Consider the following 16,317-nt stretch of genomic DNA (forward strand, 5'->3'; position numbering starts at 1 on the left):
ACTATCGCGGCGCCAAACCCGCGAGGTGGCCGATCAGCCGGTCGATCTCGGCTTCCGTATTGTAGTAATGCGGGGAGGCCCGCACGACCGGCGGCAGCGAGCGGATCTCGGCATCGATGCGGGTGCTCGCCGGATCTGAAGCGCCGATGGTGATGCCCGCTGCAGCGGCGCGGCTGACGATGGCGTCCGCCTCATACCCATCCATCGTGAAGCTGACGATGGCGCCCGGCGTGCGGCCGAGGTCGCGAATGGCGATGCCACGAATGGGCGCAAGGCCGCTGCGAAGTCGGTCCGCAAGCAGCCGGCAGCGCTGTTCGATCGGGCCGAGACCGATATCGAGCGCGTAGTCGACGGCGGCTCCGAGACCGAGCCGCGCTGCGTAATTGTTCTCCCAGGTCTCGAAACGGCGCGCGTCGTCACGCAACCGATATTCATCGCGCGAGACCCAGGGCGCGGCAAAGTGATCGATCATCGGCGGCTCGAGCCGTTGTAGCAGCTCGCGGCGGACGTAGAGAAAGCCCGTGCCGCGCGGGCCGCGGAGGAATTTGCGCCCCGTCGCCGACAACATGTCACAGCCGATGGCTTCGACGTCGACCGTCATCTGGCCGACCGCCTGGCAGGCGTCGAGCAGATAGGGAATCCCGTGCGCCCGCGCGATCTTGCCGATCGCCGCCGCGGGATTGACCAATCCACCATTGGTCGGGACCCAGGTGATGGCGATCAGCTTCACGCGCTCGTCGATCATGCGCTCGAGCGCGTGGACGTCGAGCTCGCCGCTGGCATCGCTCGGCACGACATCGATGATCGCGCCCGTGCGCCTTGCGACCTGAAGAAACGCGACGTAGTTGGCAGCGTATTCCGCTTCGGCGGTCAGGATCCGATCGCCATGGCGAAACGGAAGCGCGTAGAACGCCATCTGCCAGGCAATTGTCGCGTTCTCCATGAGGGCGATCTCATCGGGCGCGCCATTCAGAATGCGCGCTACGGAGCCGTAGACCGCATCGAGCCGATCGGCCTCGCGGTCGGCGGCGGCATAACCTCCGATCTCGCCCTCCAGGTCGATGTGGTCCTTCATTGCCGCGACGACGGCAGTTGGCATGAGGGCCGCGCCGGCATTGTGGAGATAAGCGAGGCGGGAGGCGGCCGGGGTGTCGGAACGTATCCGGTCGATGTCGATCAAGTGCGGTCTCCGCGTCTGCTGTCCCGATCCCATGAATTAGGCGCGTTGACGAGCGCGAGCAAGCTCATGTGCAGCTTGGAATAAAATGGCCGATTATTGCCTCGTCTTGGTATCGGATTCCAAATCGGCGGCCATTCTCCCTGAATTTTGAGAAACCCGGTGACTTCGAACGCTATATCTTCCCGGATTGGGAACAGACCATGCAAGAGAAAACGCAATCCCGCTCAATGACCGGGACGCCCAGGACCAACATCACCCGACGGATCGACCTCACGACCCTCAGGCTGTTCATCGCCATCTGTGAGGAAGGCAATTTGACGCGCGCCTCGCAGCGCGAGGCGATCGCGCCCTCTGCTGTCAGCAAACGCATGCATGATCTCGAGGAGGTGCTCGAGGTCGCGCTGTTCGAGCGGCATCCGAACGGCATGGCGCTGACGCCGGCCGGTGAATCGCTGCTGCATCATGCGCGCGTGACGCTGCTCAACGTCGAGAAGATCGCCGTCGACATGGCCGAGCATGCGCGCGGCGTGCGCGGGCATGTGCGGATGCTGGCCAATCTGTCGTCGATCGTCGAATTCCTTCCCGACGATCTGCCCGGCTTCTTTCGCTCCCACGAGCTGGTGCGGCTCGATCTGCAGGAGCGTCCGAGCGCCGATGTCGTTCGCGGCGTCGAGGAGGGCGTGGCCGAAATCGGCATCTGCTCGGCCGACGTGTCGACGCGCGGGCTGGAGCGGTTCTCCTATCGGCGGGACCGCCTCGTCATCGTGGTGCGATCCGATCATCCGCTCGCGTCGGCAAGAGACGTTTCGTTCGCCGACACACTCGACTACGACCATGTCGGCCTGTTTGCGACGAGCTCGATCTATCTGCGCTCGCAATACACCGCGCAGCAGATCGGCAAGTCGATCCGGTTGCGGGTCCACGTCCCGGGTTTTGATGCGGTGTGCCGGATGGTGCAGGCCGGCATGGGTATCGGCCTCATTCCCGACCGCGCGTTCCAGGTCCTCAGTCACGGCATGAACCTGACGGCCGTCGAGTTGAGCGACGACTGGGCTGATCGCGAACTGGTGCTGGTGGCCAGGGATCCCGCGGGACTGTCGGCGACGAGCCAGTTGATGCTCGATCATCTGCGATTGCCCGGAACCAAACCTCACTGATTGCGGCCTTCGTACCGTTCGTCATCCGCGAACGCGTGTTCATCAAAGGATATTGGACTTAGGGCCCTGCGCTCGGCGACACCACGATCAAGGACGATCGAGGAGCGCCAGACGTGGACGGACCATTATCCGGAATACGAGTCGTCGAACTCGGAACTTTGATCGCGGCACCATTTGCCGCGCGGCTCTTTGCCGAGTTCGGCGCCGAAGTCATCAAGATCGAGCAACCTGGCAGTGGCGATCCCCTGCGCAGATGGCGCAAGCTGCATCAGGGCACCTCGCTCTGGTGGTACCTGCAATCCCGCAACAAGAAGTCGATCGCGATTGATCTGAAATCGCCTGACGGCCGCGACGTCGCGCTGCGGCTGGCCGCGCAAGCCGATGTCGTGATCGAGAATTTCAAGCCAGGGAGCCTCGAGAAGCTCGGCCTCGGGTGGGACGTGCTATCAAAGCTCAATCCGGACCTGACACTGGTCCGCATCTCCGGCTACGGGCAGACCGGCCCCTATCGCGACCGCTCCGGATTCGGCGCGATCGGCGAAGCTATGGGCGGGCTGCGCTTCACCACCGGCGATCCCGACAGCCCGCCGGCCCGGGTCGGCATCAGCATCGGCGACAGCCTTGCGTCGCTTCATGGTGTGATCGGCGCGCTGATGTCGCTGCTTCGTGTCAAGACGGGGCAGGGGCGAGGGCAGGTGGTCGACGTCTCGCTCTATGAGAGCGTGTTCAACCTGATGGAGAGTCTCGTCCCTGAATATGACCTCATGGGTCATGTCAGGACCCGCACCGGGGGCGCCCTGCCGGGCATCAGTCCATCCAATACATATCCCAGCTCCGACGGGCGCAATGTCGTGATCGCCGGCAACAGCGACGCGATCTTCAAGCGCTTGATGTTGGTCGTCGGGCGGCCGGACCTTGCCGACGATCCGGCCCTTGCCAGCAATGACGGACGTGTCCGCAGCAACGCCTTGCTCGATGCTGCCATCACTGCATGGACCTCGGAGCGAACGATGGACGAGATCCTCGCTCACCTTGATGCGGCGGATGTTCCCGCAGGCCGGATCTATTCTGTCGCGGACATCGTCGAGGACCCCCATTACGCCGCCCGCGACATGATCCTGCCGACCGAGCTGCCGGGCGACGTCACCGTGAAGATGCCGGGCATCGCGCCAAAGCTCTCCGACACGCCCGGCGCGGTCAGATGGCCGGGCCCGACGTTGGGACAGCATACCGATGAGGTGCTGAAAGGCCTTGGCTTGCAGGCAGGCGATATCGCGCAGCTGCGCAGAAGTGGAGCGGTCCGATGATGGCAACACCGCCGCACATCATGATCCAGGAAGTCGCCCCGCGCGACGGCCTTCAGATCGAAGCGAAATGGGTCGAAACCAGCGAAAAAATCCGGCTGATCAATTCGCTCTCCGCGATCGGTTTCGGCCGCATCGAGGTCTCGTCGTTCGTGTCACCGGCGGCCGTGCCGTCGCTGCGAGACGCCGCGGACGTCTTCGCCGGCATCGAGCGGCGGCCCGGCACGATCTACACGGCGCTGATCCCGAACCGGAAGGGAGCTGAGCTCGCGCTGGCGGCGCGTGCGGACGAGCTCAATTTCGTGATGTCGGCGAGCGAGACGCACAACCACGCCAACATGAACTTGACGCATGCGCAGTCGCTGGCCTCGCTTGCCGAGATCGTGAAGCCGGCCCGCGCCTGCGGTGCCATGGTCAACGCCACCGTTGCGACCGCGTTCGGCTGCCCGTTCGAAGGTGTGCAACCGTTCGAGAAGGTGCTCGATATCGTCAAACGCTATCTCGATCTCGGGGTCGACGGCGTCACGCTCGCCGATACCACCGGCATGGCCAATCCCATCCAGGTCTCGCAGCTCGTGGCCGAGGTCTTGATGCTGGTTCCTGCGGACATGGTCACGCTTCACTTCCACAACACGCGAGGACTCGGGCTGGTCAATGTTCTCGCGGCCTGTGACACCGGCGTACGCCGCTTCGACGCTGCGCTGGGCGGCCTCGGTGGATGCCCATTTGCGCCGGGCGCCTCCGGCAATGTCTGTACCGAAGACCTCGTCAATCTCTGCCACGAGACGGGCTTGCGAACCGGTCTCGATCTGCAGCGCTTGATCGATCTCTCGTTCCGCTTGCCTGGACTGGTCGGACACGAGGTGCCGGGACAGGTCGCCAAGGCCGGCCGTCCCCTCGATCTGCATCCCATACCCGAACGGCTACGACGCTCGGCCTGAGCGATCGCTATCAAAATTCAAAATAAATTGGAGGAAACCATGACGATTGCCACGGCGGCAACTGCCGACCTCGATACTGGACTCACAGAGCATCAGGTCATCAAGAAGATTGCGTGGCGGCTGATGCCGCTGATCATCGTCTGCTACTTCTTTGCGTTCTTCGATCGCGTCAACATCAGCTTCGCCAAGGCCGCGCTCCAGACCGATCTCGGTCTCAGCAACACCGCCTACGGATTTGGCGCCAGCCTGTTCGTCGTTGGTTACGTCCTGCTGGAAGTGCCGAGCAACATGCTGCTCTATCGCTTCGGCGCGCGGCGCTGGATCGCCCGCATCATGATTTCCTGGGGGCTGGCGACGGCGGCGATGGTCTTCGTTCATAGCGAGTGGCAGTTCTATGCACTGCGCTTCGTGATTGGTGCCATGGAGGCGGGATTTGCGCCCGGCATTCTCTACTACCTGACACTCTGGTTTCCAAAATCGCATCGCGGCCGCATGACGTCCGTGTTCTTTCTCGCCACTGCATTCTCGGGGATCATCGGCGCGCCGATCTCGGGTCTCATCCTCAATTATCTGAACGGGCTGCACGGTCTGGCCGGTTGGCAATGGCTGTTTCTGGCCGGCGGCATTCCCTGCGTTGCGCTTGGCTTCGTCGTGCTGCTGCGCTTCGACGATGGGATCGAGCAGGCCGAATGGTTGAGCGACGACGAGCGCCGGTTGATCTCGGTTCAGCTGGATCGCCAGAAGAGTGAGATCGGAGAGAATTCGGCATGGCGCTCGCTGCTCATGCCCGGCGTGCTGCTGCTCGGATTCATCTACTTCCTGATCCAGATCGCCTCCTACGGCCTCAATTTCTGGGCGCCTGACCTGATCAAGGCGGCCGGCGGCGGAAGCGCGGCCGCGATCGGCTTCCTGACCGCCGTTCCCTATATCTGCGGCGCCATCTGCATGATCGTCGTAGGCCGATTGTCGGATGCATCAGGCGAGCGCCCGAAATTTGTCGCAGCCTTGATTCTGACCGCGGCCGTGGGCTTCTTCGCGTCCGGTGCATTCGACAGGAATGTCGTCACGCTGGTTGGCGCGCTTGCCATCCTTGGTGCCGGCGTGGTTGCGGCCATTCCGACATTCTGGACGCTGCCTCCGAAAATTCTTACCGGTGCGGGGGCGGCCAGCGGGATCGCGCTCATCAACACGCTGGGGCAGGTCGGCGGCATCGTCAGCCCGGTCATGGTCGGATCGGTCAAGGATATGACCGGCAGCACGACACCCGCGCTCTATGTCATTGGTGGCTTGTGCGTGCTCTGTGCGTTGCTGCTGCTGACGGCGCTTCCGCGAGACCTGAAAGCCAGGGACGTGACGGAACCCCGGAGCGCATAGGCCGCGGCATTGGCGCGCCTTGGTGGGGCGCATTCAAGAGGGTATCTAGGCGAAAGACATCACACCGCCGTCCATTCTCGATGGATGGCGGTGTGATGGCCCGGAACCGAAGGGGACGCGCAATGGCGAAGAACACGATTTGCCTCTGGTACGACAAGGACGCCGAGGCGGCTGCCCGCTTCTACGCCGAGACGTTCCCCGACAGCGCAGTGAGCGCCATTCACCGCGCGCCCAGCGACTACCCGTCGGGTAAGGCCGGCGACGTGCTCACCGTCGAGTTCACCGTGGCCGGCGTCGCCTGTCTCGGCCTCAACGGCGGTCCGATTTTCAAGCACAACGAGGCTTTCTCGTTCCAGATCGCGACCGACGATCAGGAAGAGACCGACCGCTACTGGAACGCCATCATCGGCAATGGCGGGCAGGAGAGCGCCTGCGGCTGGTGCAAGGACAGATGGGGCCTCTCCTGGCAGATCACGCCGCAGGTGTTGACTGAGGCACTGGCGGCCGGCGGCGCTGAGGCAAAGCGCGCCTTCGATGCGATGATGGAGATGACGAAGATCGACGTCGCCGCGATCGAGGCCGCGCGCCGCGGCTGAAATTATCTCGCCTCAGATGCAGAGGCCGAGCAGCTTGACGTGGCAGCCGCTGGACTTCGGCTTGCTGGCGGGGGCGGCCTCGCGCTTCACGGCAACCAACGGCTCCCCGTCCTTCTTGCCCTTGCCCTTGCCCTTCGGCTCGTAGTCGCCCGCGATCACCATGGCCCAATAGGTTCGCTTGCCACTGGCATTTTTGGCGCTGGCGATGCCGACGCGGGAGGCGTTGTGCAGCAGCAGGTTCTTGCGATGCCCGGACGAGTCGATCCACTGTCCCAGCGTCTTCTCGAAATTGTCGTAGCCGTAGGCGATGTTCTCGGCCGCGCGGCCCGCGCCGGCCGGTGCGACGCGCCGGTTGAACGGGCCAAGCGCGTCGTGGCTGAGGTCGTCCTTCGCCGCCATCGCGCGGGCCTGGTCCATGGCGATGCGGTCGAGGGTTGAATCGCGGACGACGCGGACCTCACCGTGCTTGAGGCGAAAGCTGGAGATCAGCTCGGCCGGGGAGTCGGCCATCGCGGGCGCGGCCGCGAGCAGCAAAAGGCCAGCGATCACGCCGCCAACCACACGATGCATCATCATCCCCCGAATGCCCATGACCCGCCGCCCGAATGATCCGATCGCTTCTCTATCGCCAATGTGGACGCTTCAAGGCGCGAGCACCCCGTCAGCTCGCCGGCAGGTCGGCCTCGAAGTTGAAACGGTCCCGCAGGTTCTTCCGCTGTTCCAGGATGTCCTTGAGGAAGGCGCGGTCCTGGTCGTTCTTCATCATCGGCTCGATCAGGTCGAGCTGGTTCATGGCGACCAGTTGCAGGATCTCGGTCCGCGGCTTGCCGCTGGTATCGCGGGGCAGCGCGTGTACGACCTGGATGTGCTCCGGCGGCTTTGGACCCTTGGCGGCCGAAAGTTCGCTGCGAAGCTCGCCTTCAAGCGTGGCCTGATCGGCCTCGACGAAGGCATAGAGCCCGACGCCGGAGCGGCGGTCGGCGAAGGCGACGATGGCGGTGTCGCGCACGGCCGGGTTCTTGCGGATCAGCTCGGCGAGCACCGGCGCGTCGTTGACCAGCCGGCGGCCGCCGCCCTCGCGGTCGGTGAAGTTGAACAGGCCGCGCGTGATCGCGCGATAGACCTTCTTGCCGGTCGCGAGCCACAGGCTGGCGGCGAATGACTTCTTTGCCAGGATTTTCCGCTCGCGTGGCGTCAGCGCCTCGGGTGCGTAGGAACGCTTGTGCTTGAGCAGATGCCGCAGGTCCTCGTAGGCGAGGATGCGGTAGAGCCGGCCACGTCGGTTGAAGCAGGCCGCGAGCTGGAAGTCGGTCACGTAGGCGCGGCCGTCGCGGCCGACCAGCCAGTTCTGCTCCTTGGCGAGATCGTTGTGGCAGATGCCGGCGCGGCGCAGCCGGCGTAGCGCCGCCTTGGCCGAGCGGAAATAGGCGAGGTCGCCATGCGGCTTGGCAAGATGCAGCGCGACGCCGTCCACGAAGCCGCGGACTAGCGCGCGGCGTCCGGCCCAGAGTAGCTCAGGGCCGACATTCAGCCCCTTGGCGAGGGCCAGCGCATGCTTCTCGCGGGCGAACAGATGACGCGCCAGCACGAAGGACCACCACGGCACTTCGTCGAGCCGGCGCAGTACGGCGTCGACCTCGCCGCTGTCGCCGCGGAAGCGGCCGCGCTCGACGGTCGAGAACACGTCGCGCTTGAGCAGCACGCCCTCGGTCCAGCGCGCCGACAGTGTCGCGGCGTCGTCTTTGGGAAGACTCATCGAAAACTCACGCGGCTGCGGCGATGCGCAGGTGATCGGCGATCCAGCGATCGAGATCGGCGAGCGCCAGCGCGCTCATCGCCTGTTTCTTGGCCACCGTTTTCTCGTTGCCGCGCAGGCGGGTGCCGTCGGGCTTCTTCGTCGGAGCATTCGCAAGCGGCGGGAACAGGCCGAAATTGATGTTCATCGGCTGGAACGAGCGCGTACCGGGCTCGATGGTCTCGATATGGCCGCCGGTGATGTGACCGAGCAGCGATCCAAGTGCCGTCGTAGCAGGCGGGCTCGCCAGTGTCTCGCCGCGCGCATCCGCTGCCGCATAGAGACCGGCGATCAGGCCGACGCTGGCGGATTCCACGTAGCCCTCGCAGCCGGTCATCTGACCGGCGAAGCGCAGCCGCGGCTGCGCACGCAGGCGCAGCTGGCCGTCGAGCAGCTTTGGCGAATTGAGGAAGGTGTTGCGATGCAGGCCGCCGAGGCGGGCGAATTCGGCCTTCTCCAGCCCCGGAATGCCGCGGAAGATGCGCTGCTGCTCGCCGTATTTCAGCTTCGTCTGGAAGCCGACGATGTTGTAGAGCGTGCCGAGCTTGTTGTCCTGGCGCAGCTGCACGATGGCGTAGGCCTTCGTGGTGGGATCGTGCGGATTGGTGAGGCCGACCGGCTTCATCGGGCCGTGGCGCAACGTCTCGGGGCCGCGCTCCGCCATCACCTCGATCGGCAGGCAGCCGTCGAAATAGGGCGTGTTGGTCTCCCATTCCTTGAACTCTGTCTTCTCGCCAGCGATCAGCGCGGCGACGAAGCCGTCATACTGCTCCTTGGTCATGGGGCAGTTGATGTAGTCGGCGCCGGTGCCGCCGGGGCCGACCTTGTCATAGCGCGACTGGAACCAGGCCACCGACATGTCGATGGACTCGCGATGCACGATCGGCGCGATCGCGTCGAAGAAGGCGAGCGCGTTCTCGTCGGTGAGCTCGCGAATGGCGTTGGCGAGTGGCGCGGAGGTGAGGGGGCCGGTCGCAACGATGACGTTGCTCCAGTCGGCCGGCGGCAGGCCTGAAACCTCGCCGCGGGCGATCTCGATCAGGGGGTGGTCGTTGAGCGCCTTGGTGACGGCCGCCGAGAAGCCGTCGCGGTCGACCGCGAGCGCGCCGCCGGCGGGCACCTGGTTGGCGTCGGCCGCGCGCATGATCAGCGAGCCTAGCCGGCGCATTTCAGCGTGCAGCAGGCCGACGGCGTTGTTGGCGGCGTCGTCCGAGCGGAACGAATTGGAGCAGACGAGCTCAGCGAGCCCATCGGTGCGGTGCGCCTCGGTCATGCGGTCCGGCCGCATCTCGTGCAGCACCACGGGCACGCCGGATTTGGCGACCTGCCAGGCGGCTTCGGAACCGGCAAGGCCGGCGCCGATCACGTGCACAATGTTGGATTGGGGTCCTGTCATGGGGCGGACAGGTAGCGCTTTTCGGCGGTCAGTGGAATCGCCGAGATGGAGTTTTCTGCCATCAGAAACGACAACGCCCGCACGAGGCGGGCGCTATCGGTTCGTCCGGTGAAGGGCTGAACGAATCAACCCTGATACTGACCGGCGGCAACGCGCGGGATGTCCGAGCGATCGAGGCCGATGTCGGCCAGTTCGCGATCGCTGAGCTGGGACAGCTCGGCAACATTGCGCTGATAGTCCCGGAAAGCCTGGATCATGCGGATGAGCGAGAGCAGCATTGGTAGTCTCCTGTAGTTCGATTCAGCCCTTGCCCGGGCCTCATCGTTGAAATGAATATAGGTGAGAGTGGTGCAGTGCGAAAGTTCCGATGTTGCGATGCAGCTAAGCGCGAGGTGCATAGCGGTAGTAACGGACGATTAACCCGGGAGCACTCTCGCCCAAAGGGTAGGCGAAATAGGGAGCCACTTGCCATAAATCACCGTGAATTCACGGGTTTACTACCACCGCTCTCGTCACCGGTGAAATGAAAATAGGTAGGGTTCCAACTGTTCTCAAGGCGATCAGTCAGCGTCTGCGCCCAAGTCTCGCATGCGCGAATCGCATGATGGTGGAACTATAAATATGAATATAAGTTCATTCTAATGAAGGGTGCCATGCGACCGGGTCCAGACGATCCGACTCGCTCCGGGCTGGCGTATCGCCAGACTAGCGGGCAAGGAGTCTGCTGAAACTCATCCTGACGCGTTTCAGACCGCAACCGCCTCCCTGGTGCGGTGCACACACGCCGAACGTGTGGCGTTCATTACAAGGGTGTAATGAAAATCAGAAATTTCGCATGGTGCCTCTGCGCTGCGCGCAACATCACGCAATTCTCGCGAGGAATTTATTGCGGCAAGTTGCCGCGCCCGGAGAAAAGTCATGTCGCAGATTCCGGCAATGTCGCTGGCTCTGTCCCAAGAAGAAGAGAAGGAAAGTAACATCATGACGAAGTTACTCGGGGTTATCGCAATTGCCGCCGTCGCGTTCGCCGTCGCGCCGGCCCAGGCCGCCAAGCACGCCATGGGCGGTTGCAGCTCGGCCAATCTGGAGAAGACGGAGACTGCGATCGAGAACATGGCCGACGGCGACAGCAAGTTCGTGGCGCAGAAGGAGATCGCGGCTGCGCAGGACGCGCTGCTCAACGGCAAAATGGGTGTGTGCGGCGCGCACCTGAACAAGGCGATGAACGCCACCATGGGTAAGTAAACGCACCAAGAGAGGGCCGATCGCCGGGCGATCGGCCCTACGCGTCCTATCGGGCGCTATTTAAGGGGCGCGTGCGAGCTGGGTCGCGAAATGGGCGACGGTCTTGGAGTAGACTTCGCTCTTGTTCCACTGCTGCAATACCGCAAAATTCGGACTGCCCGGCTGCCAATCCTTGCCGCGCTGCCAGCCGTAGCCGGCGAGATAATTGGCGGTGGAGGCGAGCACGTCGGGCGCGTTGTGCAAGAGGTCGCGCTTGCCATTGCCGTCGAAATCGACGGCGTATTTCATCCAGGACGACGGCATGAACTGGGTCTGGCCGAGCTCGCCGGCCCATGCGCCTTTCATGTCGGCGGGGGCGAGGTCGCCGCGCTGGACGATGCGCAGCGCATCCAGCAGTTCGGCACGAAACTGTTCGGAGCGGCGGCAATCATAGGCCAGCGTTGCCAGCGAGCGGATGGTGGCGAACTTGCCGGTGTTGACGCCGAAATCGGTCTCGAGACCCCAGATCGCGACCAGCACCTCGCCGGGCACGCCATAGGTCTGTTCGATGCGGGACAGCACCGAGCCGTACTGCTTCATCATGTTGGAGCCGCGCTGCATGCGCGGCGGCACCATGCGGCCGGAGAACTCCTCGAAGGTCTGGGCAAAGACTTTTTGCGAGCGGTCACGGTTGAGCACGCTCTGATCGAGCGTCACGCCGGCAAGCCCGGCGGCAACAGCCTGCTGCGAGACGCCCTTGGCCGTGGCGTCGGCTTTGAAGTCCGCGAGCCAAGCGTCGAAATTGCCCGAGCCGCAGGCAACAGCGGCGAGGGCTGGCTGGGCGGTTAGGATTGACGCGGAAAGGGCGAGGGCTGCGAGAGCGAGACGAGAAATCGTCGGGGTCATCAGATGAAATGGATTCCGTGAAGTGATCTGACCGGCGGCGCAATTTCGATTGTAACCGCGGCCAAAGCAAGGCGTATGACAGCACGCAATCCTGCCCGAGCCGAGCCCGGGCAGGATCGCGATGTCACGATATCGTCAGGCGTCCGTCCGATTGCGCCAGGGGAAGAGGTTGGCGGGGAAGTCGGCGGCCGGCTTGCGCGGGCGATGCGGCGGTGGCGGCACCGGACGTGCACCGGGCTCCGAGACGATCACCTTGCGGTAGAGGTGCCAGGTGGCATGGCCGAGCAGGGGGATCACCACGGCAAGGCCAAGGAACGCCGGAATCGTACCGAGCGCCAGCAGCACCGCCACGATCAGGCCCCAGGCCGCCATCGGCACCGGGTTCTTGGCGACGACGCGCAGCGACGTCACCATCGCCTCGAACGCGCCGGCATGGCGGTCGAGCATCAAGGGGAACGACACGGCGCTGATGCAGAGCGCGGCAAGCGCAAACAGGAAGCCGGTGCCGCAGCCGACCACGATCAGCCACCAGCCTTGCTGGGTCGTCAGCACGCGCGTCATGAAATCAGAGATCCCGGTCGCGCCCTCATAGCCGAACGCCGCGATATAGATCGCCTGAGCGGTCGCAACCCAGGTCACGAACAGAGCGAGCAGCAGCGTGCCGAGACCGAGCATGGCGCCGAACGAAGGCGAGCGCAGCACCTCCATGGCATCCCAGGCGCTGGCCTCCTCATAACGTTCGCGCCGGCTGGAGAGCTCATAGAGACCGAGCGCGGCGAACGGACCGATCAGCGCGAAGCCCGCGGCCAGCGGGAACAACAGCGGCAACACCGAATAGCCCATCACCACGCGGGCGAGCACGAGGCCCAGTACCGGATAGATCACGCAGAGGATGATGGCGTGGCTCGGCACCGCCTTGAAATCTTCCCAGCCGCGCCTGAGCGCGTCGTGCAGATCGGACACTTGGATGGTTCGGATCACCGGTCCAGCCGCATCCGCGGTCTGGGCCACAGTGGGGACATTGCCCGGGTAGAGTGTGGCCATGGTCGCTAGCTCCCTTGCCAAGCGGCCGAATTCGGCGCCGACAACGGCGCAAGCGGCCGCTTTTCTGAGTTTCGCGATTCCGGCCAGACGCGAATTCCGGACGTCATCGCGAGCTGAAAGTGGAGCGTACGCCCATTTCCGAGTCCTGTCCCACACGCTTGGTTGAGATTCGATGCCGCACCGCAACCTCAACGATGTCATTCGGTCGTCATTTCGCCGCAGATAAGCTGATGCTGGTTGTCGGTTCGCAGAACTTCGCGGGCGTAACGCAGTAACTTCGTCTATAAGTGGCACTCAAGGCCCTTCCAACGGATCCTTTTCGGGGAGAAGACATGAGCATTTTCGGGAAAATCATGGGCGCGATCTTCGGCAGCCATCCGGCTTCCGCCGCACCCGCAGGTGGCGCACCCTCGGGTAGCGCGCCCGCCAGCGCCGCGCCGGGCGGATCGGCGCCTGCTGCCGCGCCGACGGCAACCGTGGACGTTGCGGCCATCGTCGACAAGCTGGTCGCTGCCCAGAAGGAGAAGCTGGAATGGCGCACCTCGATCGTCGACCTCATGAAGGCGCTCGACATCGACTCCAGCCTTGCCGCGCGCAAGGACCTCGCCAAGGAACTCGGCTACAGCGGTGACATGAACGACTCGGCGAGCATGAACGTCTGGCTGCACAAGCAGGTGATGTCCAAGCTCGCCGCAAATGGCGGCAAGCTGCCGCCGGAGATCAAGCACTGACCGATTGGTGGTCGTAAGCCAGGGGGGCCTGCGATCTCGCGGGCCCCTTTTGCATTCAGGCGACGAGGTCTGCTTCCTCCGGATGCCTGTCGAGATAGTCGACGACGAAGCCGCAGCCGGCGATCACCTTCTTGCCGTCACGGCGGATCAAGTCCAGCGCGCCCTTGACCAGCTCGGATGCAATGCCACGGCCGCGTAGCGCGCGCGGCGTCTCGGTATGGGTGATGATCACGGCCGACGGCGTCAGCCGGTAATTGGCGAAGGCGATTTCGTTGCCCGCATCGAGCTCGAAGCGACTCCTGTCCTTGTTGTCCCGTACCGCCATGCCAGATCCCTTCGAAGCGCTGCGTGTTCTCTGATCTAGGCGCCTGAACCGGCCCTTGCCAAGGTGCGACCAAGGGAGGTTGCCGCAGGGGAGATATCCGCAAAATGCGTGTCCCGTTCAGCCTCATTGCGCTGCTCGCGGCGCTCGCCTCGACCGGGCCGCCGCCGACTACGGCGAGGCGATCCGCCTCGCGCCGACCGACGCGCGCGGCTGGCGCAATCGCGGCATGATCCGGCTCTATCGGGGCGACAACAAGGGCGGCCTCGCCGACTACGACAAGGCGCTGCAGTACGATCCCTCCGACGTGTTCTCCTGGAACAACCGCGGCCAGGCCAGGCTGCGCCTCGGCGACAGGCAGGGCGCGATTGCCGATTTCCGGAAGGCGCTCGAATTGCGTCCAGGCCTGCCGTCCGCCCATGATGCACTGCAGAAGCTCGGAGCGCTCACGCGAGAGCCATAATTGGCTCGCTGTTTCGCTTGCAAAAAACGCTGGTCAGTCTTGCAATCGTGCACCGGTTCCCCAAGTGTTGTTTCAGGACATACGCTCGAATGCGGCCGGCAAGGTCGCTAGACGTTCGGAGTGTTATGGTTGCCAGCCGCCGACGTATGCCTCTCTTGTAGGAGGGTACGATGTCGGACTTTAGTTTCTTCAAGACTCATCGAACGTGGGAAGATTGGTGCGGGATGCTGCTCGGCGCGCTGATTGTCGCGTCGCCGTGGTTCCCCATCCAGGATCACGCGCCGGTCATCGAACGCCAGGTGATGGTCCTGAACACTGTCGCAATCGGCCTCGTCGTATTCGGCCTCAGCCAGCTCGAATATGTCGCGTTGCAGCGCTGGCAGGAGGTGGCAACGATCGTGGTCGGGCTCTGGCTCATCGTCTCGCCCTATGTGTTCGGTTATTCCGGCGAAGGTTTTCTCCGGATCTACCATACCAGTCTGGGAGCGGTGGCGGTGATCCTCGGCGTGCTCCAGCTGTGGCAGGACTGGGATCTGAGTGACCAGGATATGCTGAAGCATGGGCAATAGGCGGTGGATTTGAGCAGGCCCGCCGCATGCACGGTGGGCCTGCGCCCGCTTAACTCTTCACCAAATCCGCATACTCCGGATGTTTCTCGATCCACGCCTTCACGAACGGACATTGCGGGATCAGTTTCAAGCCGGCCGCGCGGACCTGATCGAGCGCGCCTTGCACCAGCTTCGAGCCGACGCCCTTGCCACCGAGCTCCTTCGGCACGTCGGTATGCTCGAAGGTGATGACGTCGCCGTCGAGCTTGTAGTGTTCGGTCGCGAGATGGCCCTCCACCTCCAGCTCGAAGCGATGATCGGCCTTGTTATCGATGACGTCGCTCATGGTATCTCCCGTCAGGTCTTCAACGAGTCCGTCAGCATCTTGCGGATCGACCAGGCCTCGCCGTCGGACGAGCTCTTGATGTCGTCGATCCGCCAGCTATTGGCCTCGCGCACGAAGTCATAACGCACGATCAGGTCGGCGGGTTTGCGGTCGTTGCGGTGGCCGGTGATGGTCACCGCGATCGTCGCCTTGTCGGCCTCCACCTTTTCCGCGTCAACCTTGAAGGATTTCACATCCGGTTCCTGCGAGTTGGTGACGGGATCGAAATCGACCGGCCCGACATCGCCCTTCGGCGTATGCGCATCCGCCTTGGCCCACAGCGCGACCAGCGCCCTGGAGAGATATTTTGTTTTGGCCGCCTTGTTCTCGATGACGAAGGCGCCGCCGCCATCGCCTTTGCCCTTGGCTGCGCGCGTGTAGATGGCGGTCAGGATCGCGACGGGGTCGCTGGAGGCAGGCATCACGGCGAGTGCCGGGGAGGCGGTGGCAAGCAGAGAGGCGGCGACGAAGGTCCGACGGGTGAGCATGAAATGTCCCTGAGATAATGACGTGCGACTGCAGGGCCGGAGCGGCCGGCGTCAGCGCGTATCTCTGTAGACCTATGGAGCGGCCGCTCGGTTCAATCGGTCGCTTTGGCGAGCCTGGAATCTTCAGATTGCGGCTGCGGGCGGAGGCAACCCTGGCAGATGACGAGGGAGCGGGTGACCTTGGCGTCCTGCTCGGCCTCGATGCCGTCCTGGGCCTGCCACCATTCCTTCGAATAGGGCTGAAGTCCGGCCTGCGACCTGTTGCGCTCGGAGCCGGCGTCGGCGCGGGTGGCACGCGGAGCGCCGGAACGTGGCTGGTTGGGATCCTCGCCGGCGCCGTCCCATGCATAGCGCGCAGGCTTGAAAGCGGGGTCGGCGGAGAGGTGCGCCTGAGGCGCCACGGCACATCCGGCGAGCGCCAGCGACAACAGGAGGAAGGCGGGCGCTTTGACCATGATGCGGC

Annotated in this window: 20 protein-coding genes; 9 read left to right on the top strand and 11 right to left on the bottom strand. The window is 64.0% G+C overall.

Features of this window, described 5'->3' with window-relative positions; genetic code table 11:
• Position 1 precedes the first annotated feature (1 nt).
• Positions 2 to 1,180, bottom strand: coding sequence for an aminotransferase class V-fold PLP-dependent enzyme (locus BJ6T_RS24015; RefSeq protein WP_014495074.1), 1,179 nt, complete (start codon positions 1,178 to 1,180; stop codon positions 2 to 4).
• A 227-nt stretch (positions 1,181 to 1,407) separates the two neighbouring features.
• Here BJ6T_RS24015 and BJ6T_RS24020 point away from each other — a divergent pair, with 227 nt between their 5' ends.
• From BJ6T_RS24020 to BJ6T_RS24040, 5 genes are all read left to right on the top strand, one after another.
• Positions 1,408 to 2,337, top strand: a complete 930-nt coding sequence (locus BJ6T_RS24020) for a LysR family transcriptional regulator (RefSeq protein WP_014495075.1) — start codon at positions 1,408 to 1,410, stop codon at positions 2,335 to 2,337.
• Between the two features lie 113 nt (positions 2,338 to 2,450).
• On the top strand, positions 2,451 to 3,644 hold the full coding sequence (locus BJ6T_RS24025; RefSeq protein ID WP_014495076.1) for a CaiB/BaiF CoA transferase family protein: 1,194 nt from the start codon (positions 2,451 to 2,453) through the stop codon (positions 3,642 to 3,644).
• On the top strand, positions 3,641 to 4,582 hold the full coding sequence (locus BJ6T_RS24030; protein WP_014495077.1) for a hydroxymethylglutaryl-CoA lyase: 942 nt from the start codon (positions 3,641 to 3,643) through the stop codon (positions 4,580 to 4,582). Before BJ6T_RS24025 ends, BJ6T_RS24030 begins: the two co-directional genes overlap by 4 nt.
• Positions 4,583 to 4,621: 39 nt before the next feature.
• The gene (locus tag BJ6T_RS24035) at positions 4,622 to 5,956 is read left to right on the top strand and encodes an MFS transporter (protein WP_014495078.1); all 1,335 of its coding nucleotides are present in this window, start codon (positions 4,622 to 4,624) and stop codon (positions 5,954 to 5,956) included.
• Between the two features lie 122 nt (positions 5,957 to 6,078).
• Entirely contained in the window at positions 6,079 to 6,552 is a 474-nt protein-coding gene (locus BJ6T_RS24040) for a VOC family protein (RefSeq protein ID WP_014495079.1), read from the top strand.
• Positions 6,553 to 6,564: 12 nt separating this feature from the next.
• Here BJ6T_RS24040 and BJ6T_RS24045 read toward each other — a convergent pair whose 3' ends face one another.
• The 4 genes from BJ6T_RS24045 to BJ6T_RS43835 form a co-directional block, all read right to left on the bottom strand.
• Positions 6,565 to 7,122, bottom strand: a complete 558-nt coding sequence (locus BJ6T_RS24045; protein WP_014495080.1) for a CAP domain-containing protein — start codon at positions 7,120 to 7,122, stop codon at positions 6,565 to 6,567.
• Positions 7,123 to 7,213: 91 nt separating this feature from the next.
• Positions 7,214 to 8,308 (bottom strand): AMP-binding enzyme, encoded by a 1,095-nt coding sequence (locus BJ6T_RS24050; protein WP_014495081.1) that lies wholly within the window; start codon positions 8,306 to 8,308, stop codon positions 7,214 to 7,216.
• Between the two features lie 7 nt (positions 8,309 to 8,315).
• Positions 8,316 to 9,743, bottom strand: a complete 1,428-nt coding sequence (gene trmFO / locus BJ6T_RS24055; RefSeq protein ID WP_014495082.1) for a methylenetetrahydrofolate--tRNA-(uracil(54)-C(5))-methyltransferase (FADH(2)-oxidizing) TrmFO — start codon at positions 9,741 to 9,743, stop codon at positions 8,316 to 8,318.
• A 125-nt stretch (positions 9,744 to 9,868) separates the two neighbouring features.
• Positions 9,869 to 10,021 carry a DUF1127 domain-containing protein gene (locus tag BJ6T_RS43835; protein WP_007590701.1) on the bottom strand — a complete coding sequence of 51 codons (153 nt, stop codon included), beginning with the start codon at positions 10,019 to 10,021 and terminating at the stop codon, positions 9,869 to 9,871.
• Between the two features lie 640 nt (positions 10,022 to 10,661).
• Here BJ6T_RS43835 and BJ6T_RS24060 point away from each other — a divergent pair.
• Positions 10,662 to 10,988, top strand: a complete 327-nt coding sequence (locus BJ6T_RS24060; protein WP_014495083.1) for a hypothetical protein — start codon at positions 10,662 to 10,664, stop codon at positions 10,986 to 10,988.
• A 60-nt stretch (positions 10,989 to 11,048) separates the two neighbouring features.
• On the opposite strand, the gene BJ6T_RS24065 is transcribed toward BJ6T_RS24060, so the two are convergent.
• Together BJ6T_RS24065 and BJ6T_RS24070 are read right to left on the bottom strand one after the other, a co-directional pair.
• The gene (locus BJ6T_RS24065; protein ID WP_014495084.1) at positions 11,049 to 11,873 is read right to left on the bottom strand and encodes a lytic murein transglycosylase; all 825 of its coding nucleotides are present in this window, start codon (positions 11,871 to 11,873) and stop codon (positions 11,049 to 11,051) included.
• A 135-nt stretch (positions 11,874 to 12,008) separates the two neighbouring features.
• The gene (locus BJ6T_RS24070) at positions 12,009 to 12,917 is read right to left on the bottom strand and encodes a DUF2189 domain-containing protein (protein ID WP_014495085.1); all 909 of its coding nucleotides are present in this window, start codon (positions 12,915 to 12,917) and stop codon (positions 12,009 to 12,011) included.
• Positions 12,918 to 13,249: 332 nt separating this feature from the next.
• Between BJ6T_RS24070 and BJ6T_RS24075 the strand changes: the two genes are divergently transcribed.
• On the top strand, positions 13,250 to 13,648 hold the full coding sequence (locus tag BJ6T_RS24075) for a DUF3597 domain-containing protein (RefSeq protein WP_014495086.1): 399 nt from the start codon (positions 13,250 to 13,252) through the stop codon (positions 13,646 to 13,648).
• 55 nt (positions 13,649 to 13,703) lie between these two features.
• Here the strand turns inward: BJ6T_RS24075 and BJ6T_RS24080 are convergent, their stop codons facing one another.
• Entirely contained in the window at positions 13,704 to 13,973 is a 270-nt protein-coding gene (locus BJ6T_RS24080) for a GNAT family N-acetyltransferase (RefSeq protein WP_014495087.1), read from the bottom strand.
• 79 nt (positions 13,974 to 14,052) lie between these two features.
• On the opposite strand from BJ6T_RS24080, the gene BJ6T_RS24085 reads away from it, so the two are divergent.
• Both BJ6T_RS24085 and BJ6T_RS24090 read left to right on the top strand, forming a co-directional pair.
• Complete coding sequence (locus BJ6T_RS24085) at positions 14,053 to 14,433, top strand: tetratricopeptide repeat protein (RefSeq protein WP_014495088.1); 381 nt, start codon at positions 14,053 to 14,055, stop codon at positions 14,431 to 14,433.
• Between the two features lie 170 nt (positions 14,434 to 14,603).
• Positions 14,604 to 15,002: an SPW repeat protein gene (locus BJ6T_RS24090; protein WP_014495089.1), complete on the top strand. Its 399-nt coding sequence runs from the start codon at positions 14,604 to 14,606 to the stop codon at positions 15,000 to 15,002.
• 49 nt (positions 15,003 to 15,051) lie between these two features.
• Here BJ6T_RS24090 and BJ6T_RS24095 read toward each other — a convergent pair whose 3' ends face one another.
• The 3 genes from BJ6T_RS24095 to BJ6T_RS24105 all read right to left on the bottom strand — a co-directional run bounded on the left by BJ6T_RS24095 (position 15,052) and on the right by BJ6T_RS24105 (position 16,309).
• On the bottom strand, positions 15,052 to 15,327 hold the full coding sequence (locus BJ6T_RS24095; RefSeq protein ID WP_014495090.1) for a GNAT family N-acetyltransferase: 276 nt from the start codon (positions 15,325 to 15,327) through the stop codon (positions 15,052 to 15,054).
• Between the two features lie 11 nt (positions 15,328 to 15,338).
• Positions 15,339 to 15,854: a DUF3828 domain-containing protein gene (locus BJ6T_RS24100; RefSeq protein WP_014495091.1), complete on the bottom strand. Its 516-nt coding sequence runs from the start codon at positions 15,852 to 15,854 to the stop codon at positions 15,339 to 15,341.
• Between the two features lie 92 nt (positions 15,855 to 15,946).
• On the bottom strand, positions 15,947 to 16,309 hold the full coding sequence (locus tag BJ6T_RS24105; protein WP_014495092.1) for a hypothetical protein: 363 nt from the start codon (positions 16,307 to 16,309) through the stop codon (positions 15,947 to 15,949).
• Positions 16,310 to 16,317: the final 8 nt, after the last annotated feature.

Source organism: Bradyrhizobium japonicum USDA 6 (assembly GCF_000284375.1).
Taxonomy (GTDB): Bacteria; Pseudomonadota; Alphaproteobacteria; order Rhizobiales; family Xanthobacteraceae; genus Bradyrhizobium; species Bradyrhizobium japonicum.

Coding starts and splice junctions, on each gene's coding strand:
- BJ6T_RS24020 (WP_014495075.1), top strand. CDS start 1,408: ATGACCGGGACGCCCAGGACCAACATCACCCGACGGATCGACCTCACG.
- BJ6T_RS24030 (WP_014495077.1), top strand. CDS start 3,641: ATGATGGCAACACCGCCGCACATCATGATCCAGGAAGTCGCCCCGCGC.
- BJ6T_RS24035 (WP_014495078.1), top strand. CDS start 4,622: ATGACGATTGCCACGGCGGCAACTGCCGACCTCGATACTGGACTCACA.
- BJ6T_RS24040 (WP_014495079.1), top strand. CDS start 6,079: ATGGCGAAGAACACGATTTGCCTCTGGTACGACAAGGACGCCGAGGCG.
- BJ6T_RS24045 (WP_014495080.1), bottom strand. CDS start 7,122: ATGCATCGTGTGGTTGGCGGCGTGATCGCTGGCCTTTTGCTGCTCGCG.
- BJ6T_RS24050 (WP_014495081.1), bottom strand. CDS start 8,308: ATGAGTCTTCCCAAAGACGACGCCGCGACACTGTCGGCGCGCTGGACC.
- trmFO (WP_014495082.1), bottom strand. CDS start 9,743: ATGACAGGACCCCAATCCAACATTGTGCACGTGATCGGCGCCGGCCTT.
- BJ6T_RS43835 (WP_007590701.1), bottom strand. CDS start 10,021: ATGCTGCTCTCGCTCATCCGCATGATCCAGGCTTTCCGGGACTATCAG.
- BJ6T_RS24060 (WP_014495083.1), top strand. CDS start 10,662: ATGTCGCAGATTCCGGCAATGTCGCTGGCTCTGTCCCAAGAAGAAGAG.
- BJ6T_RS24065 (WP_014495084.1), bottom strand. CDS start 11,873: ATGACCCCGACGATTTCTCGTCTCGCTCTCGCAGCCCTCGCCCTTTCC.
- BJ6T_RS24070 (WP_014495085.1), bottom strand. CDS start 12,917: ATGGCCACACTCTACCCGGGCAATGTCCCCACTGTGGCCCAGACCGCG.
- BJ6T_RS24075 (WP_014495086.1), top strand. CDS start 13,250: ATGAGCATTTTCGGGAAAATCATGGGCGCGATCTTCGGCAGCCATCCG.
- BJ6T_RS24080 (WP_014495087.1), bottom strand. CDS start 13,973: ATGGCGGTACGGGACAACAAGGACAGGAGTCGCTTCGAGCTCGATGCG.
- BJ6T_RS24090 (WP_014495089.1), top strand. CDS start 14,604: ATGTCGGACTTTAGTTTCTTCAAGACTCATCGAACGTGGGAAGATTGG.
- BJ6T_RS24095 (WP_014495090.1), bottom strand. CDS start 15,327: ATGAGCGACGTCATCGATAACAAGGCCGATCATCGCTTCGAGCTGGAG.
- BJ6T_RS24100 (WP_014495091.1), bottom strand. CDS start 15,854: ATGCTCACCCGTCGGACCTTCGTCGCCGCCTCTCTGCTTGCCACCGCC.
- BJ6T_RS24105 (WP_014495092.1), bottom strand. CDS start 16,309: ATGGTCAAAGCGCCCGCCTTCCTCCTGTTGTCGCTGGCGCTCGCCGGA.